This is a genomic window from Pseudomonas sp. JY-Q (assembly GCF_001655295.1).
In the GTDB taxonomy this organism is placed as follows: Bacteria; Pseudomonadota; Gammaproteobacteria; order Pseudomonadales; family Pseudomonadaceae; genus Aquipseudomonas; species Aquipseudomonas alloputida.
In genome coordinates, this window is sequence record NZ_CP011525.1 from 4,138,794 (window position 1) to 4,163,966 (window position 25,173).

The following is a 25,173-nucleotide window of genomic DNA, read 5'->3' on the forward strand; positions in this document are numbered from 1 at the left end:
GCTGGCCAATTTTTACCAGCCGTTCAGCGTTGCCGCCGCTACCGTATTCGTGGGTAAACCCGCTCCTACACTAATCGGAAGGAGACACACATCGGCGATTGGGCGCAGGCCGCTGCAGAAACGGGTTTATCCGCGAAAGGGCCGGCACAGGCCGCAGCAAAACCCCGGATCAGGGCTATGCTTGTGGCAGCCCAGCAGCAAGGACCGCCCATGCCTCGTCCAAGCCACCTGATGATTCTCGCCCTGACCGCCGCTGCCCTCTATCTATATGCACTGGCCAGCGACAACACCCTGCTCGCCCTCATGACCAAACCCATCCCGGTGCTGGCCTTGATTGCCTGGCTGCGCAGCACCCCGGTTTCGCCTTATCGCACATGGATCTCGATCGGCCTGGCCTTCTCGGTACTCGGCGACATCCTGCTGGCCATCCCCGCCGACCTGTTCGTGTTCGGTTTGGCCGCCTTCCTTTGCGCTCACCTTGCTTACCTGCGCGGCTATTGCGGCATTACCCTGCGCCCCGCCCTGCCCGCACTGATCTTCAGCGCAATCACGGGCATCGCGCTGCTCGGCGTACTGGCCAGCCACGGCCTCGGCCCGTTGCTGATCCCGGTAGCGCTCTACGCCCTGGCTATCAGCGCCATGCTCTGGCGCGCACTGGCCTGCGGGGGAGTGGCAGCACTGGGTGCCGGCCTGTTCGTGTTCTCCGACAGCCTGATCGGCATCGACCGCTTCGTCAGCCCGTTCGCCGCCGCACCGTACCTGATCATCCTCGCCTACTGGCTCGGCCAATGGGCCATCGCTTCATCAGTCGGTCATCGCTCAACCGATAAAGTATTGACCCAGAGCGGTGCGCGCAGGACCGAGAGCTGCTAGAACAAGGGTTTTTTGCAATTGCAAGTAGGGGGAATCGGCAGATGAACTTTACAAGGCACAGAACAGGCAAATTCAACGGTAGCAGCTCAAATGATATTAATTATCATTACAGGACTTGCAATTCGTTACCCGCTGCAAGAAACATAATTAACAAAACCGCGCGTAATGCCCGAATTTCAAGGCTCTCAGCCAGTTACGAACGGTTTTTGTACTTAATCCTACGAATAAATTTGCGACAGAAATTTTACTTGCACCAGGTTTACCCATAAAATCAGCGCGATTGATTCGGCTGCGACATTTGGTCACTGCATGTGCGACGCCAAGTCGCCGCTCTACACTTATTTCAGACTGCAGAGCTGGGTCTCTGTATAAGGATTTCTAGCATGTCCGATTCGGCAGGACTCATCGCCCACAACTGGGGCTTTGCCATCTTCCTCCTGGGTGTCGTCGGCCTGTGCGCCTTCATGCTCGGCCTGTCCAGCCTGCTCGGTAGCAAGGCTTGGGGCCGCGCCAAGAACGAACCCTTCGAATCCGGCATGCTGCCCGTCGGCAGCGCTCGCCTGCGCCTGTCCGCCAAATTCTATCTGGTCGCGATGCTGTTCGTGATCTTCGATATCGAAGCCCTCTTTCTCTTTGCATGGTCTGTGTCCGTCCGCGAAAGCGGCTGGACCGGATTCGTCGAAGCACTCGTTTTCATAGCAATTCTGTTGGCAGGTCTTGTCTACCTATGGCGCGTCGGGGCACTTGATTGGGCTCCCGAAGGTCGCCGCAAGCGGCAAGCGAAGCTGAAACAATGAGGCTTTGGCATGCAATACAATCTCACCAGAATCGATCCGGATGCGCCCAACGAGCAGTACCCGGTCGGTGAACGGGAAACCGTCACCGATCAACTGCTAGAGGACCAGGTCCACAAGAACATCTTCATGGGCAAACTTGAAGATGTGCTGCGTGGCGCGGTCAATTGGGGCCGCAAGAACTCCCTCTGGCCGTACAACTTCGGCCTGTCCTGCTGCTACGTGGAAATGACCACGGCCTTCACGGCACCCCACGACATCGCCCGCTTCGGCGCCGAAGTCATCCGGGCCTCGCCGCGTCAGGCCGACTTCATGGTCATTGCCGGTACCTGCTTCGTGAAGATGGCGCCGATCATCCAGCGCCTGTACGAGCAGATGCTCGAACCAAAATGGGTCATTTCCATGGGTTCGTGCGCCAACTCCGGTGGCATGTACGACATCTACTCGGTCGTTCAGGGGGTCGACAAGTTCCTCCCCGTGGACGTCTATGTGCCTGGCTGCCCGCCACGCCCTGAGGCTTTCCTGCAAGGCTTGATGCTGTTGCAGGAGTCGATCGGCCAAGAACGACGCCCGCTTTCCTGGGTTGTTGGTGATCAAGGTATTTACCGTGCCGAGATGCCAGCCCAGAAAGACCTGCGTCGTGAGCAGCGCATTGCAGTAACCAACCTGCGCAGCCCCGACGAAGTCTGATCCAGCGACCTGCCGCCCGCTCCCGAAGGAGCCGGCGGCCTGGCTTCATTCTTAACGTTGACCCAAAGCGACCGAGACCATGACAGCGGACAACGCTATTTTCATTCCGCCCTACAAGGCTGACGACCAGGATGTGGTCGTCGAACTGAACAACCGTTTTGGCGCCGAAGCATTCGTCGCCCAGGAGACCCGCACCGGCATGCCCGTGCTGTGGGTAAAACGCGCCCAGCTCAAAGAGGTGCTCAGTTTCCTGCGCGGCGTCGCCAAGCCTTACAGCATGCTGTACGACCTGCATGGCGTCGACGAGCGCCTGCGCACCCAGCGCCGTGGCCTGCCAGCCGCCGATTTCAGTGTGTTCTACCACCTGTTGTCGATCGAGCGTAACAGCGATGTGATGATCAAGGTGTCGCTCAGCGAAGGCGACCTGAACCTGCCGACCGTGACGGGCATCTGGCCAAACGCCAACTGGTACGAGCGCGAAGTCTGGGACATGTTCGGCATCGACTTTGCCGGCCACCCGCACCTCAGCCGCATCATGATGCCGCCGACCTGGGAAGGTCACCCGCTGCGCAAGGACTACCCTGCCCGTGCGACCGAGTTCGACCCCTACAGCCTGACCCTGGCCAAGCAGCAGCTTGAAGAGGAATCGGCACGCTTCAACCCGGAAGCCTGGGGCATGAAACGTCAGGGCGCCAACGAGGACTACATGTTCCTCAACCTCGGCCCCAACCACCCTTCGGCGCACGGTGCGTTCCGTATCGTCCTGCAGCTGGACGGTGAAGAAATCGTCGACTGCGTACCGGACATCGGCTACCACCACCGTGGTGCCGAAAAAATGGCCGAGCGCCAGTCCTGGCACAGCTTCATCCCCTATACCGACCGTATCGATTACCTCGGCGGGGTGATGAACAACCTGCCGTACGTGCTTGCGGTAGAGAAGCTGGCCGGCATCAAGGTGCCGCAGAAGGTCGACGTGATTCGCATCATGCTGGCCGAGTTCTTCCGCATCACCAGCCACCTGCTGTTCCTGGGTACCTACATCCAGGACGTCGGCGCCATGACCCCGGTGTTCTTCACCTTCACCGACCGCCAGCGCGCCTACACCGTGATCGAAGCGATCACCGGTTTCCGCCTGCACCCGGCCTGGTACCGCATCGGTGGCGTCGCCCACGACCTGCCACGTGGCTGGGACAAGCTGGTCAAGGACTTTGTCGAGTGGCTGCCCAAGCGCCTCGACGAATACACCAAGGCCGCCCTGCAAAACAGCATCCTCAAGGGCCGTACCATCGGCGTTGCCGCGTACAACACCAAGGAAGCGCTGGAATGGGGCACCACCGGTGCCGGCTTGCGTGCCACCGGTTGCAACTTCGACCTGCGTAAAGCCCGTCCTTACTCCGGCTACGAAAACTTCGAGTTCGAAGTACCGCTGGCCCACAACGGCGATGCCTACGATCGCTGCATGGTCCGTGTCGAGGAGATGCGTCAGAGTATCCGCATCATCGACCAGTGCCTGCGCAACATGCCGGAAGGCCCGTACAAGGCGGATCACCCGCTGACCACGCCGCCGCCGAAAGAGCGCACCCTGCAGCACATCGAAACCCTGATCACGCACTTCCTGCAAGTCTCGTGGGGCCCGGTCATGCCGGCCAACGAGTCGTTCCAGATGATCGAAGCGACCAAGGGCATCAACAGTTACTACCTGACGAGCGATGGCGGCACCATGAGCTACCGCACCCGGATCCGCACCCCGAGCTACCCGCACCTGCAGCAGATCCCTTCGGTGATCAAAGGCAGCATGGTTGCCGACCTCATTGCGTACCTGGGCAGTATCGACTTCGTTATGGCTGACGTGGACCGCTAAGCATGAACAGCACGCTTATCCAGACAGACCGTTTCGCCCTGAGCGAAACCGAGCGCTCGGCCATCGAGCACGAAATGCATCACTACGAGGACCCGCGCGCGGCGTCCATCGAAGCCCTGAAGATCGTCCAGAAGGAGCGTGGCTGGGTGCCGGACGGCGCCATTCACGCCATCGGCGAAGTGCTGGGCATTCCGGCCAGCGACGTCGAGGGTGTCGCCACCTTCTACAGCCAGATCTTCCGCCAACCGGTCGGCCGCCACATCATCCGCGTGTGCGACAGCATGGTCTGCTACATCGGCGGCCATGAGTCGGTGGTCAGCCAGATCCAGAGCGAGCTGGGCATCGGCCTCGGCCAGACCACCGCCGACGGCCGTTTCACCCTGCTGCCCGTGTGCTGCCTGGGCAACTGCGACAAGGCCCCGGCACTGATGATCGACGACGACACCTTCGGTGACGTGCAGCCGGCTGGCGTTTCCAAACTGCTGGAGGGTTACGTATGACCATTACTTCCTTCGGCCCGGCCAACCGCATCGCGCGCTCGGCCGAAACCCACCCACTGACCTGGCGCCTGCGCGACGACGGCGAGCCGGTCTGGCTGGCCGAGTACGAATCGAAGAACGGCTACGCCGCAGCCCGCAAGGCGCTGGCGCAAATGTCCGCCGACGACATCGTGCAGAGCGTCAAGGACTCCGGCCTCAAAGGCCGTGGCGGCGCAGGCTTCCCCACTGGCGTGAAGTGGGGCCTGATGCCCAAAGACGAATCCATGAACATCCGCTACCTGCTGTGCAACGCGGACGAAATGGAGCCGAACACCTGGAAGGACCGCATGCTGATGGAGCAACAGCCCCATCTGCTGGTCGAGGGCATGCTGATCAGCGCCCGCGCCCTGAAGGCCTACCGCGGTTACATCTTCCTGCGTGGCGAGTACACCACCGCAGCGAAAAACCTCAACCGTGCCATCGATGAAGCCAAGGCCGCCGGCCTGCTGGGCAAGAACATCCTGGGCAGCGGTTTCGATTTCGAGCTGTTCGTGCACACCGGTGCCGGCCGCTACATCTGCGGTGAAGAAACCGCGCTGATCAACTCGCTGGAAGGCCGCCGCGCCAACCCGCGCTCCAAGCCGCCCTTCCCTGCCGCCGTTGGCGTGTGGGGCAAGCCGACATGCGTGAACAACGTCGAAACCCTGTGCAACGTCCCGGCCATCGTCGCCAACGGCAACGACTGGTACAAGTCGCTGGCCCGCGAAGGCAGCGAGGACCACGGCACCAAGCTGATGGGCTTCTCCGGCAAGGTGAAGAACCCAGGCCTGTGGGAACTGCCATTTGGCGTTACCGCACGCGAATTGTTCGAAGACTACGCCGGTGGCATGCGTGATGGCTTCAAGCTCAAGTGCTGGCAGCCAGGCGGCGCCGGTACCGGCTTCCTGCTGCCCGAGCACCTTGATGCACAAATGTACGCCGGTGGCATCGCCAAGGTCGGCACCCGTATGGGTACTGGCTTGGCCATGGCGGTCGACGACAGCGTCAACATGGTGTCGCTGCTGCGCAACATGGAAGAGTTCTTCGCCCGCGAATCGTGCGGCTGGTGCACCCCATGCCGTGACGGCCTGCCGTGGAGCGTGAAGATGCTGCGCGCACTGGAAAACGGCCAAGGCCGCGCCGAGGACATCGAGACGCTGCTGGGACTGGTCAACTTCCTCGGCCCGGGCCGTACCTTCTGTGCTCACGCACCGGGTGCCGTCGAGCCGCTGGGCAGTGCCATCAAATACTTCCGCTCGGAGTTCGAGGCCGGTGTGGCGCCAGAAAGCGCTGCCACCCTGCGCCCCGACCTGGCGAAGCCGATCGTGGTCGGCGCATAACAAGATGATTAGGCGGGTGGTCCGTGCCACTCGCCAGCTTACCGGCAGGCCCGAGCAATCGAGGCGTGTCGCAAGCTCACCGATTTCCATTAGCCACGCCCGCTCACGCGGGCCAACGAAGAACTTTGAACAATGGCCACTATCCACGTAGACGGCAAAGCGCTCGAAGTCAACGGTGCAGACAACCTGTTACAGGCATGTCTGTCGCTCGGCCTCGACATCCCTTATTTCTGCTGGCACCCGGCGCTTGGTAGCGTTGGCGCCTGCCGGCAGTGCGCAGTCAAGCAGTACACCGACGAGAACGACACCCGTGGTCGTATCGTCATGTCCTGCATGACCCCTGCTTCCGACGGCACTTGGATTTCCATCGACGATGAAGAGTCGAAGGCGTTCCGCGCCAGCGTCGTCGAATGGCTGATGACCAACCACCCGCACGACTGCCCGGTGTGCGAGGAAGGCGGTCACTGCCACCTGCAGGACATGACGGTAATGACCGGCCACAACGAGCGCCGCTACCGTTTCACCAAGCGTACCCACCAGAACCAGGACCTCGGCCCGTTCATCGCCCATGAGATGAACCGCTGCATCGCCTGCTACCGCTGCGTGCGCTATTACAAGGACTACGCCGGTGGTACCGACCTGGGCGTCTACGGCGCCCACGACAACGTGTACTTCGGCCGCGTCGAAGACGGTGTGCTGGAAAGCGAGTTCTCCGGCAACCTGACCGAGGTCTGCCCGACCGGCGTATTTACCGACAAGACCCACTCCGAGCGCTACAACCGCAAGTGGGACATGCAGTTTGCCCCGAGCATCTGCCATGGCTGCTCCAGCGGCTGCAACATCAGCCCGGGCGAGCGCTACGGCGAACTGCGCCGTATCGAAAACCGCTTCAACGGTTCGGTCAACCAGTACTTCCTGTGCGACCGCGGCCGCTTCGGCTACGGCTACGTCAACCGCAAGGACCGCCCACGCCAGCCACAACTGGCCGACGGTACCAAGCTAGGCCTGGACGCCGCCCTGGACAAGGCCGCCGACCTGCTGCGCGGCCGTACCATCGTCGGTATCGGCTCGCCACGCGCCAGCCTCGAAAGCAACTACGGCCTGCGTGAGCTGGTCGGCGCCGAGTACTTCTACTCGGGCATGGAAGCGGGCGAACTGGCCCGCGTACGCCTGGCCCTGAACGTGCTGAACAACAGCCCGCTGCCCGTGCCGACCCTGCGCGACATCGAAGACCACGACGCCGTGTTCGTGCTCGGTGAAGACCTGACCCAGACCGCTGCCCGCGTTGCCCTGGCCGTGCGCCAGGCCACCAAAGGCAAGGCCGAGGCCATGGCCGAAGCGATGAAAGTGCAGCCTTGGCTCGACGCTGCTGTGAAGAACATTGGCCAGCACGCGCTGTACCCACTGTTCATCGCGTCCCTGGCGGAAACCAAGCTGGACGACGTCGCCGAAGAGTGCGTACACGCCGCGCCGGCCGACCTGGCCCGCATCGGTTTCGCCGTGGCCCACGCCATCGACCCGAGCGCCCCTGCCGTCGCCGGCCTGGACGACGAAGCCAAGGCCCTGGCCCAGCGCATCGCCGACGCCCTGGTCGCCGCCAAGCGCCCACTGGTCGTTGCCGGTACGTCGCTGGCCGACCCGGCGCTGATCGAAGCCGCCGCCAACATCGCCAAGGCCCTGAAGCTGCGCGAGAAAAACGGCTCGCTGAGCCTGGTGGTGCCTGAGGCCAACAGCATCGGCCTGGCCATGCTCGGTGGCGAGTCGGTCGATGCCGCCCTGGACGCGGTCATCAGCGGCAAAGCAGACGCCATCGTCGTGCTGGAAAACGACCTGTACGCCCGCGTACCGGCCGCCAAGGTCGATGCAGCCCTGGCTGCGGCCAAGGTGGTGATCGTTGCCGACCACTCCAAAACTGCCACCGTCGACCGCGCCCACCTGGTGCTGCCGGCCGCCTCGTTCGCCGAGGGTGACGGTACCCTGGTCAGCCAGGAAGGCCGTGCCCAGCGCTTCTTCCAGGTGTTCGACCCGCAGTACCTGGACAGCAGCATCCAGATCCACGAAGGCTGGCGCTGGATGCACGCCCTGCGTGCCACCCTGCTGAACAAGCCGGTCGACTGGACCCAGCTGGACCACGTCACCAGCGCCTGCGCCGAAGCCGCCCCGCAACTGGCCGGCATCGTCAACGCCGCGCCAAGCGCTGCGTTCCGCATCAAGGGCATGAAGCTGGCCCGTGAGCCGCTGCGCTACTCCGGCCGTACCGCCATGCGTGCCAACATCAGCGTGCACGAGCCGCGCACCCCGCAAGACAAGGACACCGCGTTCGCCTTCTCCATGGAAGGCTACTCGGGTTCGGCCGAACCGCGCCAGCAGGTGCCGTTCGCCTGGTCGCCGGGCTGGAACTCCCCACAAGCCTGGAACAAGTTTCAGGACGAGGTCGGTGGCCACCTGCGTGCCGGTGACCCGGGCGTGCGCCTGATCGAATCGCAAGGTGACCGCCTGAACTGGTTCAACGCCATTCCGGGGGCCTTCAACCCGGCCCGTGGTACCTGGACTGCCGTACCGTTCTTCCACCTGTTCGGCAGCGAAGAAAGCTCCTCGCGCGCCGCCCCGGTTCAAGAACGCATCCCGGCTGCCTACGTGGCCCTGGCCAAGTCCGAAGCCGACCGCCTGGGCGTCAACGAGGGTGCCCTGCTGAGCCTGAACGTCGCCGGTGTGGCCCTGCGCCTGCCGCTGCGTATCAATGAAGAGCTGGGCGCTGGCCTGGTCGCGCTGCCGAAAGGCCTGGCTGGCATTCCGCCTGCCATCTTCGGTGCATCCGTCGAAGGTCTGCAGGAGGCAGCACAATGAGCTGGTTCACCCCCGAAGTGATCGATGTGATCCTCACCGTGCTGCGGGCCATCGTGGTCCTGCTGGCCGTGGTGGTCTGCGGTGCGCTGCTCAGCTTCGTCGAGCGCCGCCTGCTGGGCTGGTGGCAGGACCGTTACGGTCCGAACCGCGTCGGCCCGTTCGGCATGTTCCAGATCGCTGCCGACATGCTGAAGATGTTCTTCAAGGAAGACTGGAACCCACCCTTCGTCGACCGCGTGATCTTCACCCTGGCACCGGTAGTGGCCATGAGCGCCCTGCTGATCGCCTTCGTGGTCATCCCGATCACCCCGACCTGGGGCGTTGCCGACCTGAACATCGGCCTGCTGTTCTTCTTCGCCATGGCCGGCCTGTCGGTCTACGCGGTGCTGTTCGCCGGCTGGTCGTCGAACAACAAGTACGCCCTGCTGGGCAGCTTGCGTGCTTCGGCACAGACCGTGTCGTACGAGGTGTTCCTGGGCCTGGCGCTGATGGGCGTGGTGGTGCAGGTGGGCTCGTTCAACATGCGCGACATCGTTGAGTACCAGGCGCAGAACCTGTGGTTCATCATTCCGCAGTTCTTCGGCTTCTGCACCTTCTTCATCGCTGGCGTCGCCGTGACTCACCGTCACCCGTTCGACCAGCCGGAAGCAGAACAGGAACTGGCCGACGGCTACCACATCGAGTATGCCGGCATGAAGTGGGGCATGTTCTTCGTCGGTGAGTACATCGGCATCATCCTCATCTCGGCGCTGCTGGTAACCCTGTTCTTCGGCGGCTGGCACGGCCCGTTCGGCATCCTGCCGCAACTGTCGTTCCTGTGGTTCGCCCTGAAGACCGCGTTCTTCATCATGCTGTTCATCCTGCTGCGCGCCTCGATCCCGCGCCCACGCTATGACCAGGTGATGGACTTCAGCTGGAAGTTCTGCCTGCCGCTGACCCTGATCAATTTGCTGGTGACCGCTGCGATCGTGCTCTACAACACGCCAGCCGTCGCGGCCCAGTGAGGATTTGACCCATGTTCAAGTATATCGGCGACATCGTTAAGGGCACCGGCACCCAGCTGCGCAGCCTGGCAATGGTGTTCTCCCACGGGTTCCGCAAGCGCGACACCCTGCAGTACCCCGAAGAACCCGTGTACCTGCCGCCGCGCTACCGCGGCCGCATCGTCCTCACCCGCGACCCCGATGGCGAGGAGCGCTGCGTAGCGTGCAACCTCTGCGCGGTGGCCTGCCCGGTTGGCTGCATTTCGCTGCAGAAGGCCGAGACAGAGGACGGCCGCTGGTACCCGGAGTTCTTCCGCATCAACTTCTCGCGTTGCATTTTCTGCGGCCTGTGTGAAGAAGCGTGCCCGACCACCGCGATCCAGCTGACTCCGGATTTCGAAATGGCCGAGTTCAAGCGTCAGGACCTGGTGTACGAGAAAGAAGATCTGCTGATCTCCGGCCCCGGCAAGAACCCTGACTACAACTTCTACCGTGTTGCGGGTATGGCAATCGCTGGCAAGCCGAAGGGCTCTGCACAGAACGAAGCCGAGCCGATCAACGTGAAGAGCTTGCTCCCATAAGGACAGAAAGATGGAATTCGCTTTCTACTTCGCATCCGGGATCGCCGTGGTCTCCACCCTTCGGGTGGTAACTGGCACCAACCCCGTGCACGCCTTGCTTTACCTGATCATTTCGCTGATTTCCGTGGCCATGATCTTCTTCGCCCTGGGTGCGCCGTTTGCCGGCGCCCTGGAAGTGATCGCCTACGCCGGCGCCATCATGGTGCTGTTCGTGTTCGTGGTGATGATGCTCAACCTCGGGCCGGCTTCGGTCGCCCAGGAACGGGGCTGGCTCAAGCCCGGTATCTGGGCAGGGCCGGTGATCCTCGGCACCCTGCTGCTGGCGGAGCTGCTGTACGTCCTGTTCGTCGCCCCGAGCGGCGCCGGCATCAGCGGTACCACCGTGGGCCCGAAAGCCGTGGGCATCAGCCTGTTCGGCCCGTACCTGCTGGTGGTCGAACTGGCGTCGATGCTGCTGCTGGCTGCAGCCGTCACCGCCTTCCACCTGGGCCGCAACGAGGCGAAGGAGTAAATCATGGGTGCTATCCCTCTCGAGCATGGTCTGGCGGTCGCCGGCATCCTGTTCTGCTTAGGTCTGGTTGGCCTGATGGTCCGCCGCAACATCCTCTTCGTGCTCATGAGCCTGGAAGTCATGATGAACGCCTCTGCCCTGGCGTTCGTCGTCGCCGGTGCCCGTTGGGTCCAGCCCGACGGCCAGGTGATGTTCATTCTGGTGATCAGCCTGGCAGCCGCCGAGGCCAGCATTGGCCTGGCCATCCTGCTGCAGCTGTATCGCCGCTTCCACACTCTCGACATCGATGCTGCCAGTGAGATGCGCGGATGAACCTTCTCTTCCTGACTTTCGTCTTTCCCCTCATCGGCTTCCTGCTGCTGTCGTTCTCGCGCGGACGGTTCTCGGAGAACCTGTCCGCCCTGATCGGCGTCGGCTCGGTAGGCCTGTCGGCCGCCACGGCCGCTTACGTCATCTGGCAGTTCAACGTCGCCCCGCCTGAGGGCGGCGCGTACAGCCAGCTGCTGTGGCAGTGGATGTCGGTGGACGGCTTTGCGCCGAACTTCACCCTGTACCTGGACGGCCTGTCGGTCACCATGCTCGGTGTGGTGACCGGTGTCGGCTTCCTGATCCACCTGTTCGCATCCTGGTACATGCGTGGCGAAGCCGGCTACTCGCGCTTCTTCTCGTACACCAACCTGTTCATCGCCAGCATGCTGTTCCTGATCCTTGGCGATAACCTGCTGTTCATCTACTTCGGCTGGGAAGGCGTGGGCCTGTGCTCGTACCTGTTGATCGGTTTCTACTACAGCAACCGCAACAACGGTAACGCGGCACTCAAGGCATTCATCGTCACCCGTATCGGCGACGTGTTCATGGCCATCGGCCTGTTCATCCTGTTCGCCCAGCTGGGCACCCTGAACGTGCAGGAACTGCTGGTGCTAGCACCGCAGAAGTTCCAGGCTGGCGACACCTGGATGGTGCTGGCCACGCTGATGCTGCTGGGTGGTGCGGTCGGTAAATCGGCACAGCTGCCACTGCAGACCTGGCTGGCCGACGCCATGGCGGGCCCGACTCCGGTTTCGGCACTGATCCACGCCGCAACCATGGTGACCGCGGGCGTGTACCTGATCGCCCGTACCAACGGCCTGTTCCTGCTGGCGCCGGACATCCTGCACCTTGTAGGTGTGGTCGGTGGCGTGACCCTGGTACTGGCAGGCTTCGCTGCGCTGGTACAGACCGATATCAAGCGTATCCTCGCCTACTCGACCATGAGCCAGATCGGCTACATGTTCCTGGCCCTGGGCGTGGGTGCCTGGGACGCGGCGATCTTCCACCTGATGACCCACGCCTTCTTCAAGGCCCTGCTGTTCCTTGCCTCCGGTGCGGTGATCGTTGCCTGCCACCACGAGCAGAACATCTTCAAGATGGGCGGCCTGTGGAAGAAGCTGCCGCTGGCCTACGCCAGCTTCGTGGTCGGTGGTGCGGCACTGGCGGCCCTGCCGATCGTGACCGTGGGCTTCTACTCCAAGGACGAGATCCTCTGGGAAGCCTTCGCCAGCGGCAACACCGGCCTGCTGTATGCCGGCCTGGTAGGCGCGTTCATGACCTCGCTGTACACCTTCCGCCTGATCTTCATCGCCTTCCACGGCGAAGCCAAGACCGAAGCCCACGCGGGCCACGGCATCAGCCACTGGCTGCCGCTGGGCGTGCTGATCGTGCTGTCGACCTTCGTCGGCGCCTGGATCACCCCGCCGCTGGCCGGTGTGCTGCCTGAAAGCGCCGGCCATGCCGGTGGCGAAGCCAAGCACGCGCTGGAGATCACCTCGGGTGCCATCGCCATCGCCGGTATCCTGCTGGCAGCCCTGCTGTTCCTGGGCAAGCGCCGCTTCGTCAGCGCCGTCGCCAACAGTGGCATCGGTCGCGTCCTGTCGGCCTGGTGGTTCGCTGCCTGGGGCTTCGACTGGATCTACGACAAGCTTTTCGTCAAACCGTACCTGCTGATCAGCCACATCCTGCGCAAGGACCCGGTTGACCGCACCATCGGCCTGATTCCTCGGATGGCGCGTGGTGGCCACGTGGCCATGAGCAAGACCGAGACTGGCCAACTGCGCTGGTACACCGCCTCTATCGCCGTGGGTGCCGTGCTGGTGCTCGGTGCCGTGGTAGTGGCTGCGGTATGACTATGAATCTTGCGACTTTGCCAAAGGAAACCAACCCGTCATGATTTTGCCTTGGCTGATCCTGATCCCCTTCATCGGCGGCTTCCTGTGCTGGCTGGGTGAGCGCTTCGGCGCCACCCTGCCGCGCTGGATCGCGCTGCTTACCATGTCCCTGCTGCTTGGCATCGGCCTGTGGCTGTGGGGTACCGGCGACTACACCCTTGCTCCCGCCCCGGGCGCCGAACCGGCCTGGGCCCTGGAATACAAAGTCCAGTGGATCCAGCGCTTCGGCATCAGCATCCATCTGGCCCTTGATGGCCTGTCGCTGCTGATGATCCTGCTCACCGGCCTGCTCGGTGTGCTGTCGGTACTGTGTTCCTGGAAAGAGATCCAGCGCCACGTCGGCTTCTTCCACCTCAACCTGATGTGGATCCTCGGCGGCGTGGTCGGTGTGTTCCTGGCCCTGGACCTGTTCCTGTTCTTCTTCTTCTGGGAAATGATGCTGGTGCCGATGTACTTCCTCATCGCGCTCTGGGGTCACAGCTCGGCAGATGGCAAGAAGACCCGGATCTACGCGGCGACCAAGTTCTTCATCTTCACCCAGGCCAGCGGCCTGATCATGCTGGTGGCGATCCTGGGCCTGGTGCTGGTCAACTACAACACCACTGGCGTGCTCACCTTCAACTACAGCGACCTGCTCAAGGCCGAGTTGCCAGCCGGTGTCGAGTACGTGCTGATGCTGGGCTTCTTCATCGCCTTCGCGGTGAAGCTGCCGGTAGTGCCGTTCCACTCCTGGCTGCCTGACGCTCACGCCCAGGCACCGACCGCAGGCTCGGTGGACCTGGCGGGCATCTTGCTGAAGACCGCGGCCTACGGCCTGCTGCGCTTCGCCCTGCCGCTGTTCCCGAACGCCTCGGCCGAGTTCGCGCCGATCGCCATGACCCTGGGCCTGATCGGTATCTTCTACGGTGCCTTCCTGGCCTTCGCACAAACCGACATCAAGCGCCTGATCGCCTTCTCCAGCGTCTCGCACATGGGCTTCGTGCTGATCGGTATCTACTCCGGCAGCCAGCAGGCCCTGCAAGGTGCGGTGATCCAGATGCTGGCCCACGGCCTGTCGGCTGCGGCACTGTTCATCCTGTCCGGCCAGCTGTACGAGCGCCTGCACACCCGTGACATGCGCCAGATGGGTGGCCTGTGGCACCGCATCGCTTACCTGCCGGCCATCAGCCTGTTCTTCGCAGCGGCATCGCTGGGCCTGCCAGGCACCGGCAACTTCGTCGGCGAGTTCCTGATCCTGATCGGCAGCTTCGTGCATGTACCGTGGATCACCGTGATTGCCACCACCGGCCTGGTGTTCGGTTCGGTGTACTCGCTGATCATGATCCACCGCGCCTACTTCGGCCCGGCCAAGACCGACACCGTGCTGGCCGGCATGGACGGTCGCGAACTGATCATGGTTCTGGGTCTGGCGGTATTGCTGATCCTGCTGGGCGTGTATCCGCAGCCGTTCCTCGACACCTCTGCCGCCACCATGAGTGGTGTGCAGCAGTGGCTCGGATCCGCTTTCACTCAACTCGCTTCGGCCCGGTAAGAGCGCTATGGAATTCACCACTCAACACTTCATCGCATTGGCGCCGATGCTGATCACCACCATCACCACGGTGGTGGTGATGCTGGCGATCGCCTGGAAGCGCAACCACTCGCAGACCTTCCTGCTGTCCACCGTGGGCCTGAACCTGGCCCTGCTGTCGCTCCTGCCGGCGCTTAAGGTCGCGCCGCTGGCGGTCACCTCGCTGATCACCATCGACAAATTCGCCTGCCTGTACATGGCGATCATCCTCATCGCGACGCTGGCCTGCGTCACCCTTGCCCACGCCTACCTCGGCGAGGGCTCCAAGGGTTTCCCGGGCAACCGTGAAGAACTGTACCTGTTGCTGCTGATGTCGGCCCTCGGTGGCCTGGTGCTGGTCAGCGCCAACCACCTGGCCGGCCTGTTCATCGGCCTGGAGCTGCTGTCGGTACCGGTCTACGGCCTGGTGGCGTATGCCTTCTTCAACAAGCGATCGCTGGAAGCCGGCATCAAGTACATGGTGCTGTCGGCCGCAGGCTCGGCTTTCCTGCTGTTCGGCATGGCACTGCTGTACGCCGACGCCGGCAGCCTGAGCTTCGACCAGATCGGCAAAGCCCTGGCTACCACCAGCATGCCAAGCCTGGTGGCCCAGCTGGGCCTGGGCATGATGCTGGTCGGCCTGGCCTTCAAGCTGTCGCTGGTGCCGTTCCATCTGTGGACCCCGGACGTGTACGAAGGCGCTCCGGCGCCGGTCGCCGCGTTCCTGGCAACCGCCAGCAAGGTGGCAGTATTCGCCGTTGTCGTACGCCTGTTCATGCTCTCCCCTGCTGCCAGCAGCGGCGTGCTCAGCACCGTACTGGCGGTGATTGCCGTAGCCTCGATCCTGATTGGTAACCTGCTGGCGCTGACCCAGAGCAACCTCAAGCGTCTGCTGGGTTACTCGTCCATCGCCCACTTCGGTTACCTGGTCATCGCGTTGGTCGCCAGCAAGGGCCTGGCCCTGGAAGCCATGGGCGTTTACCTGGTCACCTACGTGATCACCAGCCTGGGCGCCTTCGGCGTCATCACCCTGATGTCCTCGCCATACGGCGGCCGTGACGCCGATGCCCTGTACGAGTACCGCGGCCTGTTCTGGCGCCGCCCGTACCTGACAGCGGTACTGACCGTGATGATGCTGTCGCTGGCGGGTATCCCGCTGACCGCCGGCTTCATCGGCAAGTTCTACATCATCGCTACCGGCGTCGAATCGCACCTGTGGTGGTTGGTCGGTGCACTGGTGATCGGTAGTGCCATCGGCGTGTACTATTACCTGCGCGTCATGGTTACCCTGTACCTGGTCGAGCCGAATCTGCGTCGTCACGACGCCCCGCTGAAGTGGGAACAGCGCACCGGCGGCGTCATGCTGCTGGCTATCGCCATTCTCGCTTTCGTACTGGGTGTGTACCCGCAACCGCTGCTGGAACTGGTTCAGCAAGCGGGCCTGCAACTGATCGGTTGATCACCCTGGCAGCCCCAGTAATAGAAAACACCCCGCCTAGGCGGGGTGTTTTTTTATCTGCACGTTTTGTTACCTGCGCCCAATGGTGCCTCACTCACTCGGGCAGCCCTGGCCGGCGCCCGGCAAGGCGGCCTTGCGCAAATCACCATTGGCCGAAGGCAGGTACACTTCCGGGTTGGGCATGCCGCTGGGGGAGAGTTCATGGGTCATTTCGAATTCGGCGCGCACTGACCAGCCACACGCCTCGGTGGTGCATTGCAAATAAGCGATTCGCAGGAAAATATGGCGCCCTTCGCTAGTACGTATGCGCATCCGGCTGTGGCAATGCGGGCAAACCAGCTTGTAAGTACTCACGGCAAGTACCTGCTAGCATTGCCCAGGCTAGCCTGTGTATCAGTATTGGCTGCAACTGTGGGTGTATTCTTCAATTTGATGGTTCTCATTGCAGAAGTGCTCCTTAAAACGCAGGGCTGTATTCATAACGAGTAGTTTAAGCCCATGGAATATCATTAAACCAGTCATGGATATTTGTTATGAGTACTCACATACTTGCTGAGGTGCTCACCCGCCTTAAGCTTCTCACTGGCGCAAACACAGATGCCGAGCTGTCACGTGCACTGTCGGTCAGCCCGCAAACGCTGAGCAGCTGGAAGGTTCGCGAAAGCATCCCTTACTCACTTTGCATAGACATCGCCAAAAAGCATGCATGCTCTCTGGACTGGCTATTGCTGGGCCATGCCGAGCACAACGCCGCACCAAGTGATGCGGGTTGGGAGTGCGACATGCTCGAACGGCTGCGCACGCTCTCGCACAGCGATCGCCAGGCCATCCTGCTGTTCATCAAGGACAAGCAGCGCATCCAGCAGTTGGAACAGCAACTGAGCGAGCTCGGCGGCGCAACCAATGGCTAACCCCGACGGCGCCAGCGCTGGATGAGTTCGCGCGGGTCGAGTGTATCCAGCCAGACCATGACCTTGAGGCTGATGGGGATCACCACCACAGCGGCCACGAATGCCGACATGCCCCGAGTCAGCAAAGGCACCAATGACGAAACCAGTGGCTCAAACAAATGGCCCACGCCCACGGTCACGAATACCAGCAGGAGTTTCTTGGCCAGTGTCAGGCGCCTGGTCTCATTGGTGATCAATCGATCGCGTGCCGCGCTCACCAGCAATGCCCCCAGCAACGCGGCGAACAACACATCGCCATCCACCCCCAGGAACGCCACCAATGCCGAGGTCAAACTGTCTAAAACAGGTCGCTCAGGCATGGGCTTGCCCTCCGCGCGGAACAGGCAGGCAGGCGGTTGCCCCCAGGCTATACATGACCGCCGCTTCGACAAAACGGATGTAGCACACCCGCAAGGCACGCCCATGATCATGCCCGGCCACATCCTCGAGGCGCTTGTAGCCCCGCTCTCGCAGCACTGACCGCCAGCGGGCGAATTCGCGTGCAGCCTCGATAGCAGCGCAGCGCGCGGCCACTTCCAAAGCAGCATCACTGACAGACCGCGGCAGTTGCAGGTGCTCACGCAAACTGCCCAAATCCACCCGCGGCCAGAACGGGTCATGGCAATCGGCAAAGCGCGGTAGCCGAGGATCGTTGCTCATGCTCTACCCCCCTTACTGCTCGGCCAGCATGCCGTAGCGAATGGCCTTGATCACAGCTGCCACCCGGGTAGGCACTTCAAATTTGCGCAGGATGTTGGACACGTGAAAGTTCACCGTCGACTCCTTGCATTCAAGGATCTGGCCGATCTCCCACGAGCTCTTGCCATAAGCACACCACAACAGCACTTGCTGTTCACGTGGCGTCAGGCGAACCGGGGCGTCCGCCAAGGGTTGCTGCGAGTGTCGAGCGTTGTCAGTCATGTTTGAACTCCACGGGTGATTGAGCGAGGCATTACTGCCTACCTGCAGTCACCTTACGAAGCACAGGCCACCCACCTCCACCGCCGTGGTTTGTAAAGAACTTTCGTACAAGACCGTATGACGAAGGTTACGCACGATTTGCTGACTTTCTGCGTGCTCCAAGCCGCATTTCGCTCGTCTCAACGCCGTTGTCCATTCGCCTTTCGCCTGGAGTCGTACAATGCGTTCCGATTTACCCCTCTCGTCCTGCCTCGGTCTGCTGGCGGCCTTGGCTGCTACTCAGCCCGCTCTGGGGGCATCCTCGGTCGAATTGGGCCGAGTGCTGATCACCGATGAGGAGCAGAACGAGCTGACGGCAGCCAGCGAGCGCCTGCGTGAAATACCGGGAGCCAGCAACCTGGTGGACATGCAGCGCGTGGGGCAAGGCCGAGTGGCCAGCAACCAGGACGTGCTGGCCTACCAGCCTGGGGTGTTCGCCCAATCGGCAGGCAACGACGGCATCAAGCTGTCGATACGCGGCTCGGGCCTCAACCGCGCGCCGGGGGCGCACGGTTCCGGCGTTTACACGATGTTCGACGGCCTGCCGCTGACCGGCCCGGGCGGCACGCCTTACGAATTGTTCGAACCGCTGTGGCTGAGCCGTGCCGAAGTGCTGCGTGGCGCCAATGGCTTTGACCAAGGCTCCCTGGCCTTGGGCGGTGCCATCAACTACGTCACCCACACCGGCTACGACGCGCCTGCACTGCAAGTACGCTACGAGGTCGGTAGCCGCGGCTACCAGCATCGGCACATCAGTTCGGGCCAGGTGCTGGGCAATCTCGACTATTACGTGGCCCTGACCGACTCGGAATATGACGGCTACCAGGCGCACAGCAGCGGCAGCGCCAAGGGCATTGCCGCCAATGTCGGTTACCGCTTCAACCCCGACCTGGAAACCCGCTTCTACCTGCGCTACCGGGAAACTGAAAACGAACTGCCTGGGCGCCTGACCAAAGACCAGATCAAGCACCACCCACGCGCGGCCAACCCCAACTATCTGGCACGCGACGACAGCCGCCCGCAACCAGGCAGCACCTGGGTGGGCAACAAGACCACCTTCTACCTCGACGACGAGGCGCGCCTGGAAGCCGGCGTGGTCTATCACGACTACCCGATGGACCTGCGCGAAGGCCCCATGCGCCTGAAGGTCGCCTATACCGATGTCAGCGGTACGCTGAACTATTTCCGCCGCGACACACTGTTCGGTCGCGAGAGCAAGACCACCGTCGGTTGGCGTACCACCAAGCACCTGCCCAACAGCGGCGCGTCGCAATTTACCCGCAATGGCGATGTGTTCGGCGAGCGCACCCGTGACTTCACCTACCAGGGCTCGGACACCGTGCTGCATGTTGGCAACGATCTGGAACTGGTCCCCAACCTGTGGCTGAGCACCGGCCTGGCCATGGTCTACACACGCCGCGAAAGTGACGTGACCTACCCCGCTGAAGGCGGCAAGGTGAGCATGCATGACTGGGACTATGCCCCCCGCCTGGGGCTGCGCTACGACATCCGCCCGGACTTGCAGGTGTACGGCAACCTGAGCCGCTCGGTAGAGCCGCCACACCCGTGGTCGCTGATCTGGAGCGCGCCCAGCACAGGCGGCAAGCAGATCCAGCCGATCAAGATGCAGAACCAGACAGCCACCACCCTGGAACTGGGCGCCCGTGGCGACTCGGCGCTCGGCCGCTGGGACCTGGCCTGGTACTACTCGCAAGTGCGCCACGAACTGCTGGCCGTTGAGGTAGTGCCGAACTTCACCTCGGAATTCAACGCCAGCGCTACCGTGCACCAAGGCGTTGAAGCCGGCCTCGACAGCACCCTGTGGGAACGCGCGGGCACTGGCAAGCTGAGCTTGCGCCAGGCCTACACCTTCAGCGACTTCCACTACCGTGATGACGACACGTTTGGCGACAACCGTCTGCCCGGCATCCCCATGCACTACTACCAGGCCGAGCTGCGCTATGACTGGCCGAGCGGCTTCTATGCCGGGGTCAACACACAAATGGCTTCGAAGGTGCAGGTGGACTACGCCAATAGCTACCACGCCGATGAATATGCCTTGCTCGGCGCACGCGTTGGCTGGGACTCACCGAAACAGGACTGGCAGACCTGGCTGGACCTGCGCAACCTGACCAACCAGCGCTATGCAGCGACCGTGACGCCGGCCTACAACGACGCTGGCAAGGACAATGCCCGTTCGACACCGGGCGAAGGATTTGGCGTATATGCCGGGGTTTCCTACAGCTTCCGCTGACGGGTAGGCGCGGATTTACCTGCGAATGCGTCGGCAAATTCAATGACGCATTCGCGGGTAAACCCGCTCCTACGGGGGGGCGCGGCACAGCATCATTCGGGGCTCAGACCGCCCTGTTCAACTTCACCCATGAAGCAAACCTGTCGACAAACGCCTGCAAGAACGGTCGCGTCTTGTCGTTGAGCTTGCCCGAATCCTCGAACAAGCTCGCCGCACCGCCAAGGTAAGCCTCGGGCATCTGCATGCAGGGCATGTCGAGAAACACCAGCGACTGGCGCACCGCATGGTTGGCGCCAAAGCCACCAATCGCCCCCGGCGACACACTCACCACCGCCGTCGGCTTGCCGCTCCAGGCACTTTGCCCGTAAGGACGCGAACCCACATCGATGGCATTTTTCAGGCAGCCTGGCACCGAGCGGTTGTATTCCGGGGTGACGAACAGCACCGCATCACTGCGGCGGATTTCATCGCGAAAACGCTTCCAGGTTTCCGGCGGTGCCTCGGCTTCGATATCTTCGTTGTACAGCGGCAGGTCGCCAATCTCGACGATCTTCAGCGCAAGGCTGGACGGCGCCAGCTCCGAAAGTGCGCGGGCGACCTTGCGGTTGTAGGACTCCTTGCGCAAGCTGCCCACGACGACTGCTACCGAATACACCTGGCTCATGGCAATTCCAACCTTTGCGGGTTAAATAGACGTTGTAGTTATAGATGACCGTTCTCCAGTGCCTAAGTTTTTTTCCGCAGGACGAAAACTTCCGCATCTGTTTCACGGTCTATGACTTCATACATTTCCTACGTAATTCAGAGGTTTCCACCCAAATGGCAGCAGTAATGGTCGGCCAATTCCACGCCCGTGACGCCGAAGGCCGCATCTACCCCGTGCACGAGTTTCAGGAATCCACCCTGCAACTCGACGGCAGCACGCTGGGCGCCCCCATCACCACCTACCGCCTGGCCATCGGCGACAAGGTCAACCACCTGGGTGATAACCGTTTCGAACTGGCACGCTCCGGCGTCGAGATCACGCGCATTCCGTGATGCAGTCCACGGTGTAGCGGCCCCCTTCGTGCTGCAGGCCGTGCACATCGGCGACGAACCCCGGAAAACCCTGGTTGAATGCTCGGGCGAATGCCAGGTAGTCCAGGATCGAGCGGGTCGCCTCGGTGAACCGCTCACCCGGCATGATCAACGGGATGCCAGGCGGGTACGGCACCAGCATCACCGCCGCCACACGCCCCAGTAGTGCCTCGATCGGCACCGCCTCCACTTCGCCACGCACCATCTTGTCATAGGCCTGGGCCGGGCTTACGGCCACCTCCGGCAAACGAGTGAACAGCCGCTTCAGCTGCTTGGCCGTGGCATTGACGCGGTAGCAGTCATGTAACTGGTCGCACAGGTCGCGCAGGCCTATGCCCTGGTAGCGGAGGGCGTCGGCAGCCCCCACACTCGGCAGGCAATTGCTGAGCGGGGTGTTGCCGTCATAGTGGCGCTTGAACTCCAGCAGTTCGGTGAGCAAGGTGCTCCACTTGCCCTTGGTGATGCCCATGGAAAACAGCACCAGAAAGCTGTACAGGCCGGTTTTTTCCACCACCAGCCCGCGCTCCCAGAGAAACTTGCTGACGACTGCCGCCGGGATGCCGTGCGCGCCCAGTACACCATCAGCGCTCAGGCCCGGCATCACCAAAGTCACTTTCAGCGGGTCGAGCAGCACATAGTCGGCCGCCACTTCACCAAAACCATGCCATTGCGCCCCCGGCTGCAACAACCAGTCCTGCGCGGCCAGACGGGCGATGCCCTCGGCACTGGGCGGCTGCCAGATGCTGAACCACCAGTCCTCTGCGGCAATGTGCTCACGCAGGTTGGCCAGGGCACGACGAAAACTCAACGCCTCGTCGAACATCTCCTGCAGCAGCGAGCGCCCGGCCGGCCCTTCCATCATGGTCGAAGCCACATCCAGCGAGGCGAGAATGCTGTACTGCGGCGAGGTAGAGATGTGCATCATGAACGCTTCGTTGAAACGGTCCCGGTCCAGCTGCCGCCTGGCCCCGTCCTGCACATGAATCATCGAGGCCTGGCTGAACGCCGCCAGCAGCTTGTGGGTAGAGTGGGTACTGAACACCAGCGGGCTGTCTGCCGCGCAGGCGGTGCCCATGGCGTAGCGCCCGGTGAAAAAGTCGTGGAACGCGGCATAGGCAAACCAGGCCTCGTCGAAGTGCAGCACCTCGACACTGGCACCCAGGGCCTGCTTGATCAGCCCGGCGTGGTAACACAGCCCGTCGTAGGTGGAGTTGGTCACTACCGCCAGCTTGATACGCTGCCCACGATCACGGGCAAGGGGGTTGGCCTGAATCTTCGCGGCGATCGCCTCGGGGCTGAACTCGCTGAGCGGGATCGGGCCGATGATGCCCAGTTCGTTGCGCTCCGGGCACAGGTACAACGGGATGGCACCCGTCATGATGATCGCGTGCACCACCGACTTGTGGCAGTTGCGGTCCACCAGCACCAGGTCGTCACGGCCGACCATGGCGTGCCAGACGATCTTGTTGGCCGTGGAGGTACCATTGATGACGAAGAAGGTGTGGTCGGCGCCGAAGTTGCGCGCCGCCCTGGCCTCGGCTTCGGCCAGCGGGCCTGTGTGGTCGAGCAGCGAACCCAGCTCCGGCACGGAAACGGACAGGTCCGAGCGCAGGGTGTTTTCCCCGAAGAACTGGTGAAAGGCTTGGCCTACCGGGCTTTTATGATAGGCCACACCGCCACCATGGCCTGGGGTGTGCCAGGAATAGTTGGACTGCGCGGTGTGCTGTACCAGCGCCTTGAAGAACGGCGGCAGCAGGCCGTCGAGGTAGGTGTGTGCAGCACGCGCCACCTGGCGGGCGAGAAACGGCACGGTGTCTTCGAACAGGTAAAGGATGCCACGCAGCTGGTTGAGCTCGCTCATGGCTTCGGCGGGGGCATTTTCCAGGGTCACCTGCTCGCCCAGGGCGAAGATCGGCAGGTTGGGTGCACGCAGACGGGCCAGGCGGATCAGCTCGGCCATGTTCTGCAGCAGATGGGTATTCTCGCCAGCGCCTTCGGCCGCGATGAGCATGCAGGCCAGGCCGTGGTGGGTGGCGGCGACCAGGCGCGCTTCGGCGTGGTCAGCGGCGGCGAGAATGGCAAAGCCATCCTGGCGCAATTCCTCGGCGATGCCGCGCACGCGCTCGCCGGCAACACTGTCGGCCTTGATGGCGCGGTGGACGATGAGGATCGGGAACTTGAGGTCCTTGTACATCAGGTGGCTACCTCCGAAGGACATGGCGTCCATTTCAGGGTAGTTGAGCCTTGTATTGCCTGTACTGGCCCTTTCGCGGGTGAACCCGCTCCTACTGGGCACCGGTCGGTGATTGGACACAGGCCGTCGTAGGAGCGGGTTTACCCGCGAAAGGGCCGGGCCTGCTGGCCAATCTGCCCCCGCCATTCACCGCCGCAGCCGCCACCGTATTCGGCAGGTAAACCCGCGCCTACAACGATCTCCACTTCTGTTGCAGGGCGAAAGATCAGCCGGCTGGCGTCTCAGTCAGGGCCTGCCACAGCGAAGGCCCACCCGCCGACTTGGCAATGGCCGCCAGCCGCTCGGCATGCGCCTCCAGCTCTTCAGCGCTGGCCATGATCACCCGCCCTGGCGCACGCCCGACAATCCGGCGGATCTCGCTGCCGCCAGCGCCCTGCCCGTCCTCCTCGGCATCTGCGCCATTCCCAGCCAACGACAGGCTGGTCTGGCCACCGGTCATTGCCAGGTAAACGTCGGCCAGCAGTTCCGAGTCGAGCAGTGCGCCGTGCAACTCACGGCCCGAGTTGTCGATGTCGTAGCGTTTGCAAAGCGCATCCAGGCTGTTGCGCTGCCCCGGGTGGCGCGAACGTGCCAGCAACAGGGTGTCCAGAATGGTGCAGTGCTGCGAAATGTCAGCACGGTCCTGCTGGCCCAGCAAGGCGAATTCGTTGTTGATGAAACCAACGTCGAACGCCGCGTTGTGGATGACCAGCGTGGCACCCTGGATGAACTGGAAGAACTCCTCGGCGACATCGCCAAAGCGGGGCTTGCCGACCAGGAAGGCATCCGTGATGCCGTGAACGTTGATCGCGCCCTCGTCACTCTCGCGGTCGGGCTGCAGGTAGACGTGGAAGTGCCGCCCGGTCAGGCGCCGGCCGATGACCTCGACACAGCCGATCTCGATGATCCGGTGGCCTTCGCCAACCGGCATACCCGTGGTTTCGGTATCGAGAATGACGAACCGTTTATCTTGCTGCTGCTCCACGCGGGCGCTCCAACTTGCATCCGTTACAAAGGCCGCGATTGTACCCCAGCTCAACGCTGGGCGCGCACCTCATCGACCCCACGGTTGGCCAGCTGGTCGGCGCGTTCGTTGCCGGGGTGGCCGATATGGCCGCGTACCCACTTCCAGGTCACCTTGTGGCGGTTGACCTGCTCATCGAGCTGCTGCCACAAGTCAGCGTTCTTCACCGGCTCCTTGGCGGCGGTCTTCCAGCCGCGCTTCTTCCAGTTGACCATCCATTCGTTAATGCCCTTCATCACGTACTGCGAGTCGGTGGTCAGCACCACCTCGCATTCACGTTTGAGCGACATCAGGCCCTGGATCGCGGCCATCAGCTCCATGCGGTTGTTGGTGGTCTCACGTTCGCCGCCCCACAGTTCCTTCTCGACGCCCTTGTAGATCATCAGCACGCCCCAGCCACCCGGGCCAGGGTTGCCCTTGCAGGCACCATCAGTAAACATCTCGACGCTATCGCTCATGTACCAC

The 25,173-nt window shown here is 62.6% G+C and carries 25 protein-coding genes; 17 read left to right on the forward strand and 8 right to left on the reverse strand.

Annotated elements, in window-relative coordinates; all coding sequences use genetic code 11:
* Window positions 1-210 precede the first annotated feature (210 nt).
* The 14 genes from AA098_RS18785 to nuoN all read left to right on the forward strand — a co-directional run bounded on the left by AA098_RS18785 (window position 211) and on the right by nuoN (window position 16,210).
* Window positions 211-873 carry a lysoplasmalogenase gene (locus AA098_RS18785; RefSeq protein ID WP_047603429.1) on the forward strand — a complete coding sequence of 221 codons (663 nt, stop codon included), beginning with the start codon at window positions 211-213 and terminating at the stop codon, window positions 871-873.
* 383 nt (window positions 874-1,256) lie between these two features.
* Window positions 1,257-1,670 (forward strand): NADH-quinone oxidoreductase subunit A, encoded by a 414-nt coding sequence (locus AA098_RS18790; protein WP_003251427.1) that lies wholly within the window; start codon window positions 1,257-1,259, stop codon window positions 1,668-1,670.
* Window positions 1,671-1,679: 9 nt separating this feature from the next.
* Window positions 1,680-2,357, forward strand: a complete 678-nt coding sequence (locus tag AA098_RS18795; protein ID WP_003251429.1) for an NADH-quinone oxidoreductase subunit B family protein — start codon at window positions 1,680-1,682, stop codon at window positions 2,355-2,357.
* Between the two features lie 79 nt (window positions 2,358-2,436).
* Window positions 2,437-4,218: an NADH-quinone oxidoreductase subunit C/D gene (nuoC, locus tag AA098_RS18800; RefSeq protein WP_003251431.1), complete on the forward strand. Its 1,782-nt coding sequence runs from the start codon at window positions 2,437-2,439 to the stop codon at window positions 4,216-4,218.
* Between the two features lie 2 nt (window positions 4,219-4,220).
* Window positions 4,221-4,718 (forward strand): NADH-quinone oxidoreductase subunit NuoE, encoded by a 498-nt coding sequence (nuoE, locus tag AA098_RS18805; protein ID WP_003251433.1) that lies wholly within the window; start codon window positions 4,221-4,223, stop codon window positions 4,716-4,718.
* On the forward strand, window positions 4,715-6,076 hold the full coding sequence (gene nuoF / locus AA098_RS18810; RefSeq protein WP_003251436.1) for an NADH-quinone oxidoreductase subunit NuoF: 1,362 nt from the start codon (window positions 4,715-4,717) through the stop codon (window positions 6,074-6,076). Before nuoE ends, nuoF begins: the two co-directional genes overlap by 4 nt.
* Window positions 6,077-6,208: 132 nt before the next feature.
* Complete coding sequence (gene nuoG, locus AA098_RS18815; RefSeq protein WP_064614910.1) at window positions 6,209-8,923, forward strand: NADH-quinone oxidoreductase subunit NuoG; 2,715 nt, start codon at window positions 6,209-6,211, stop codon at window positions 8,921-8,923.
* A complete protein-coding gene (gene nuoH, locus AA098_RS18820; RefSeq protein WP_003251440.1) occupies window positions 8,920-9,927 on the forward strand; it encodes an NADH-quinone oxidoreductase subunit NuoH in 1,008 nt (335 codons plus the stop codon). Before nuoG ends, nuoH begins: the two co-directional genes overlap by 4 nt.
* An 11-nt stretch (window positions 9,928-9,938) precedes the next feature.
* Window positions 9,939-10,487 carry an NADH-quinone oxidoreductase subunit NuoI gene (gene nuoI, locus AA098_RS18825; RefSeq protein WP_003251442.1) on the forward strand — a complete coding sequence of 183 codons (549 nt, stop codon included), beginning with the start codon at window positions 9,939-9,941 and terminating at the stop codon, window positions 10,485-10,487.
* 10 nt (window positions 10,488-10,497) lie between these two features.
* Complete coding sequence (gene nuoJ, locus AA098_RS18830; RefSeq protein ID WP_003251444.1) at window positions 10,498-10,998, forward strand: NADH-quinone oxidoreductase subunit J; 501 nt, start codon at window positions 10,498-10,500, stop codon at window positions 10,996-10,998.
* 3 nt (window positions 10,999-11,001) lie between these two features.
* On the forward strand, window positions 11,002-11,310 hold the full coding sequence (gene nuoK / locus AA098_RS18835; RefSeq protein ID WP_003251446.1) for an NADH-quinone oxidoreductase subunit NuoK: 309 nt from the start codon (window positions 11,002-11,004) through the stop codon (window positions 11,308-11,310).
* A complete protein-coding gene (gene nuoL / locus AA098_RS18840) occupies window positions 11,307-13,160 on the forward strand; it encodes an NADH-quinone oxidoreductase subunit L (protein ID WP_003251447.1) in 1,854 nt (617 codons plus the stop codon). Before nuoK ends, nuoL begins: the two co-directional genes overlap by 4 nt.
* Before the next feature lie 40 nt (window positions 13,161-13,200).
* Window positions 13,201-14,733, forward strand: coding sequence for an NADH-quinone oxidoreductase subunit M (gene nuoM, locus AA098_RS18845; protein ID WP_003251448.1), 1,533 nt, complete (start codon window positions 13,201-13,203; stop codon window positions 14,731-14,733).
* A gap of 7 nt (window positions 14,734-14,740) precedes the next feature.
* The gene (gene nuoN / locus AA098_RS18850) at window positions 14,741-16,210 is read left to right on the forward strand and encodes an NADH-quinone oxidoreductase subunit NuoN (protein ID WP_003251449.1); all 1,470 of its coding nucleotides are present in this window, start codon (window positions 14,741-14,743) and stop codon (window positions 16,208-16,210) included.
* 90 nt (window positions 16,211-16,300) lie between these two features.
* Here the strand turns inward: nuoN and AA098_RS18855 are convergent, their stop codons facing one another.
* Window positions 16,301-16,564 (reverse strand): ogr/Delta-like zinc finger family protein, encoded by a 264-nt coding sequence (locus AA098_RS18855; RefSeq protein WP_004576942.1) that lies wholly within the window; start codon window positions 16,562-16,564, stop codon window positions 16,301-16,303.
* A gap of 179 nt (window positions 16,565-16,743) precedes the next feature.
* Here AA098_RS18855 and AA098_RS18860 point away from each other — a divergent pair, with 179 nt between their 5' ends.
* On the forward strand, window positions 16,744-17,121 hold the full coding sequence (locus tag AA098_RS18860) for a helix-turn-helix domain-containing protein (protein WP_003251451.1): 378 nt from the start codon (window positions 16,744-16,746) through the stop codon (window positions 17,119-17,121).
* Here the strand turns inward: AA098_RS18860 and AA098_RS18865 are convergent.
* The 3 genes from AA098_RS18865 to AA098_RS18875 are packed head-to-tail and all read right to left on the reverse strand — an operon-like array spanning window position 17,118 to window position 18,081.
* Window positions 17,118-17,480, reverse strand: coding sequence for a hypothetical protein (locus AA098_RS18865; RefSeq protein ID WP_004576943.1), 363 nt, complete (start codon window positions 17,478-17,480; stop codon window positions 17,118-17,120). The two genes, AA098_RS18860 and AA098_RS18865, sit on opposite strands and share 4 nt — an antisense overlap.
* Entirely contained in the window at window positions 17,473-17,820 is a 348-nt protein-coding gene (locus tag AA098_RS18870) for a head completion/stabilization protein (RefSeq protein WP_004576944.1), read from the reverse strand. Before AA098_RS18870 ends, AA098_RS18865 begins: the two co-directional genes overlap by 8 nt.
* Before the next feature lie 12 nt (window positions 17,821-17,832).
* Complete coding sequence (locus tag AA098_RS18875; protein ID WP_003251454.1) at window positions 17,833-18,081, reverse strand: helix-turn-helix domain-containing protein; 249 nt, start codon at window positions 18,079-18,081, stop codon at window positions 17,833-17,835.
* A 220-nt stretch (window positions 18,082-18,301) separates the two neighbouring features.
* Here AA098_RS18875 and AA098_RS18880 point away from each other — a divergent pair, with 220 nt between their 5' ends.
* The gene (locus tag AA098_RS18880) at window positions 18,302-20,374 is read left to right on the forward strand and encodes a TonB-dependent receptor domain-containing protein (RefSeq protein WP_064614912.1); all 2,073 of its coding nucleotides are present in this window, start codon (window positions 18,302-18,304) and stop codon (window positions 20,372-20,374) included.
* 103 nt (window positions 20,375-20,477) lie between these two features.
* Here the strand turns inward: AA098_RS18880 and chrR are convergent, their stop codons facing one another.
* Window positions 20,478-21,038 carry a class I chromate reductase ChrR gene (chrR, locus tag AA098_RS18885; protein WP_003251456.1) on the reverse strand — a complete coding sequence of 187 codons (561 nt, stop codon included), beginning with the start codon at window positions 21,036-21,038 and terminating at the stop codon, window positions 20,478-20,480.
* A 155-nt stretch (window positions 21,039-21,193) separates the two neighbouring features.
* On the opposite strand from chrR, the gene AA098_RS18890 reads away from it, so the two are divergent.
* Window positions 21,194-21,412, forward strand: coding sequence for a hypothetical protein (locus AA098_RS18890; RefSeq protein WP_003251457.1), 219 nt, complete (start codon window positions 21,194-21,196; stop codon window positions 21,410-21,412).
* Here the strand turns inward: AA098_RS18890 and AA098_RS18895 are convergent.
* From AA098_RS18895 to rnhA, 3 genes are all read right to left on the reverse strand, one after another.
* A complete protein-coding gene (locus AA098_RS18895) occupies window positions 21,396-23,645 on the reverse strand; it encodes an Orn/Lys/Arg decarboxylase N-terminal domain-containing protein (protein WP_064615251.1) in 2,250 nt (749 codons plus the stop codon). The two genes, AA098_RS18890 and AA098_RS18895, sit on opposite strands and share 17 nt — an antisense overlap.
* A 265-nt stretch (window positions 23,646-23,910) precedes the next feature.
* Window positions 23,911-24,669, reverse strand: coding sequence for a DNA polymerase III subunit epsilon (dnaQ, locus tag AA098_RS18900; protein ID WP_003251459.1), 759 nt, complete (start codon window positions 24,667-24,669; stop codon window positions 23,911-23,913).
* 50 nt (window positions 24,670-24,719) lie between these two features.
* On the reverse strand, window positions 24,720-25,166 hold the full coding sequence (gene rnhA, locus AA098_RS18905) for a ribonuclease HI (protein WP_003251460.1): 447 nt from the start codon (window positions 25,164-25,166) through the stop codon (window positions 24,720-24,722).
* Window positions 25,167-25,173: the final 7 nt, after the last annotated feature.

Coding starts and splice junctions, on each gene's coding strand:
- AA098_RS18785 (WP_047603429.1), top strand. CDS start 211: ATGCCTCGTCCAAGCCACCTGATGATTCTCGCCCTGACCGCCGCTGCC.
- AA098_RS18790 (WP_003251427.1), top strand. CDS start 1,257: ATGTCCGATTCGGCAGGACTCATCGCCCACAACTGGGGCTTTGCCATC.
- AA098_RS18795 (WP_003251429.1), top strand. CDS start 1,680: ATGCAATACAATCTCACCAGAATCGATCCGGATGCGCCCAACGAGCAG.
- nuoC (WP_003251431.1), top strand. CDS start 2,437: ATGACAGCGGACAACGCTATTTTCATTCCGCCCTACAAGGCTGACGAC.
- nuoE (WP_003251433.1), top strand. CDS start 4,221: ATGAACAGCACGCTTATCCAGACAGACCGTTTCGCCCTGAGCGAAACC.
- nuoF (WP_003251436.1), top strand. CDS start 4,715: ATGACCATTACTTCCTTCGGCCCGGCCAACCGCATCGCGCGCTCGGCC.
- nuoG (WP_064614910.1), top strand. CDS start 6,209: ATGGCCACTATCCACGTAGACGGCAAAGCGCTCGAAGTCAACGGTGCA.
- nuoH (WP_003251440.1), top strand. CDS start 8,920: ATGAGCTGGTTCACCCCCGAAGTGATCGATGTGATCCTCACCGTGCTG.
- nuoI (WP_003251442.1), top strand. CDS start 9,939: ATGTTCAAGTATATCGGCGACATCGTTAAGGGCACCGGCACCCAGCTG.
- nuoJ (WP_003251444.1), top strand. CDS start 10,498: ATGGAATTCGCTTTCTACTTCGCATCCGGGATCGCCGTGGTCTCCACC.
- nuoK (WP_003251446.1), top strand. CDS start 11,002: ATGGGTGCTATCCCTCTCGAGCATGGTCTGGCGGTCGCCGGCATCCTG.
- nuoL (WP_003251447.1), top strand. CDS start 11,307: ATGAACCTTCTCTTCCTGACTTTCGTCTTTCCCCTCATCGGCTTCCTG.
- nuoM (WP_003251448.1), top strand. CDS start 13,201: ATGATTTTGCCTTGGCTGATCCTGATCCCCTTCATCGGCGGCTTCCTG.
- nuoN (WP_003251449.1), top strand. CDS start 14,741: ATGGAATTCACCACTCAACACTTCATCGCATTGGCGCCGATGCTGATC.
- AA098_RS18860 (WP_003251451.1), top strand. CDS start 16,744: ATGAGTACTCACATACTTGCTGAGGTGCTCACCCGCCTTAAGCTTCTC.
- AA098_RS18865 (WP_004576943.1), bottom strand. CDS start 17,480: ATGCCTGAGCGACCTGTTTTAGACAGTTTGACCTCGGCATTGGTGGCG.
- AA098_RS18870 (WP_004576944.1), bottom strand. CDS start 17,820: ATGAGCAACGATCCTCGGCTACCGCGCTTTGCCGATTGCCATGACCCG.
- AA098_RS18875 (WP_003251454.1), bottom strand. CDS start 18,081: ATGACTGACAACGCTCGACACTCGCAGCAACCCTTGGCGGACGCCCCG.
- AA098_RS18880 (WP_064614912.1), top strand. CDS start 18,302: ATGCGTTCCGATTTACCCCTCTCGTCCTGCCTCGGTCTGCTGGCGGCC.
- chrR (WP_003251456.1), bottom strand. CDS start 21,038: ATGAGCCAGGTGTATTCGGTAGCAGTCGTCGTGGGCAGCTTGCGCAAG.
- AA098_RS18890 (WP_003251457.1), top strand. CDS start 21,194: ATGGCAGCAGTAATGGTCGGCCAATTCCACGCCCGTGACGCCGAAGGC.
- AA098_RS18895 (WP_064615251.1), bottom strand. CDS start 23,645: ATGTACAAGGACCTCAAGTTCCCGATCCTCATCGTCCACCGCGCCATC.
- rnhA (WP_003251460.1), bottom strand. CDS start 25,166: ATGAGCGATAGCGTCGAGATGTTTACTGATGGTGCCTGCAAGGGCAAC.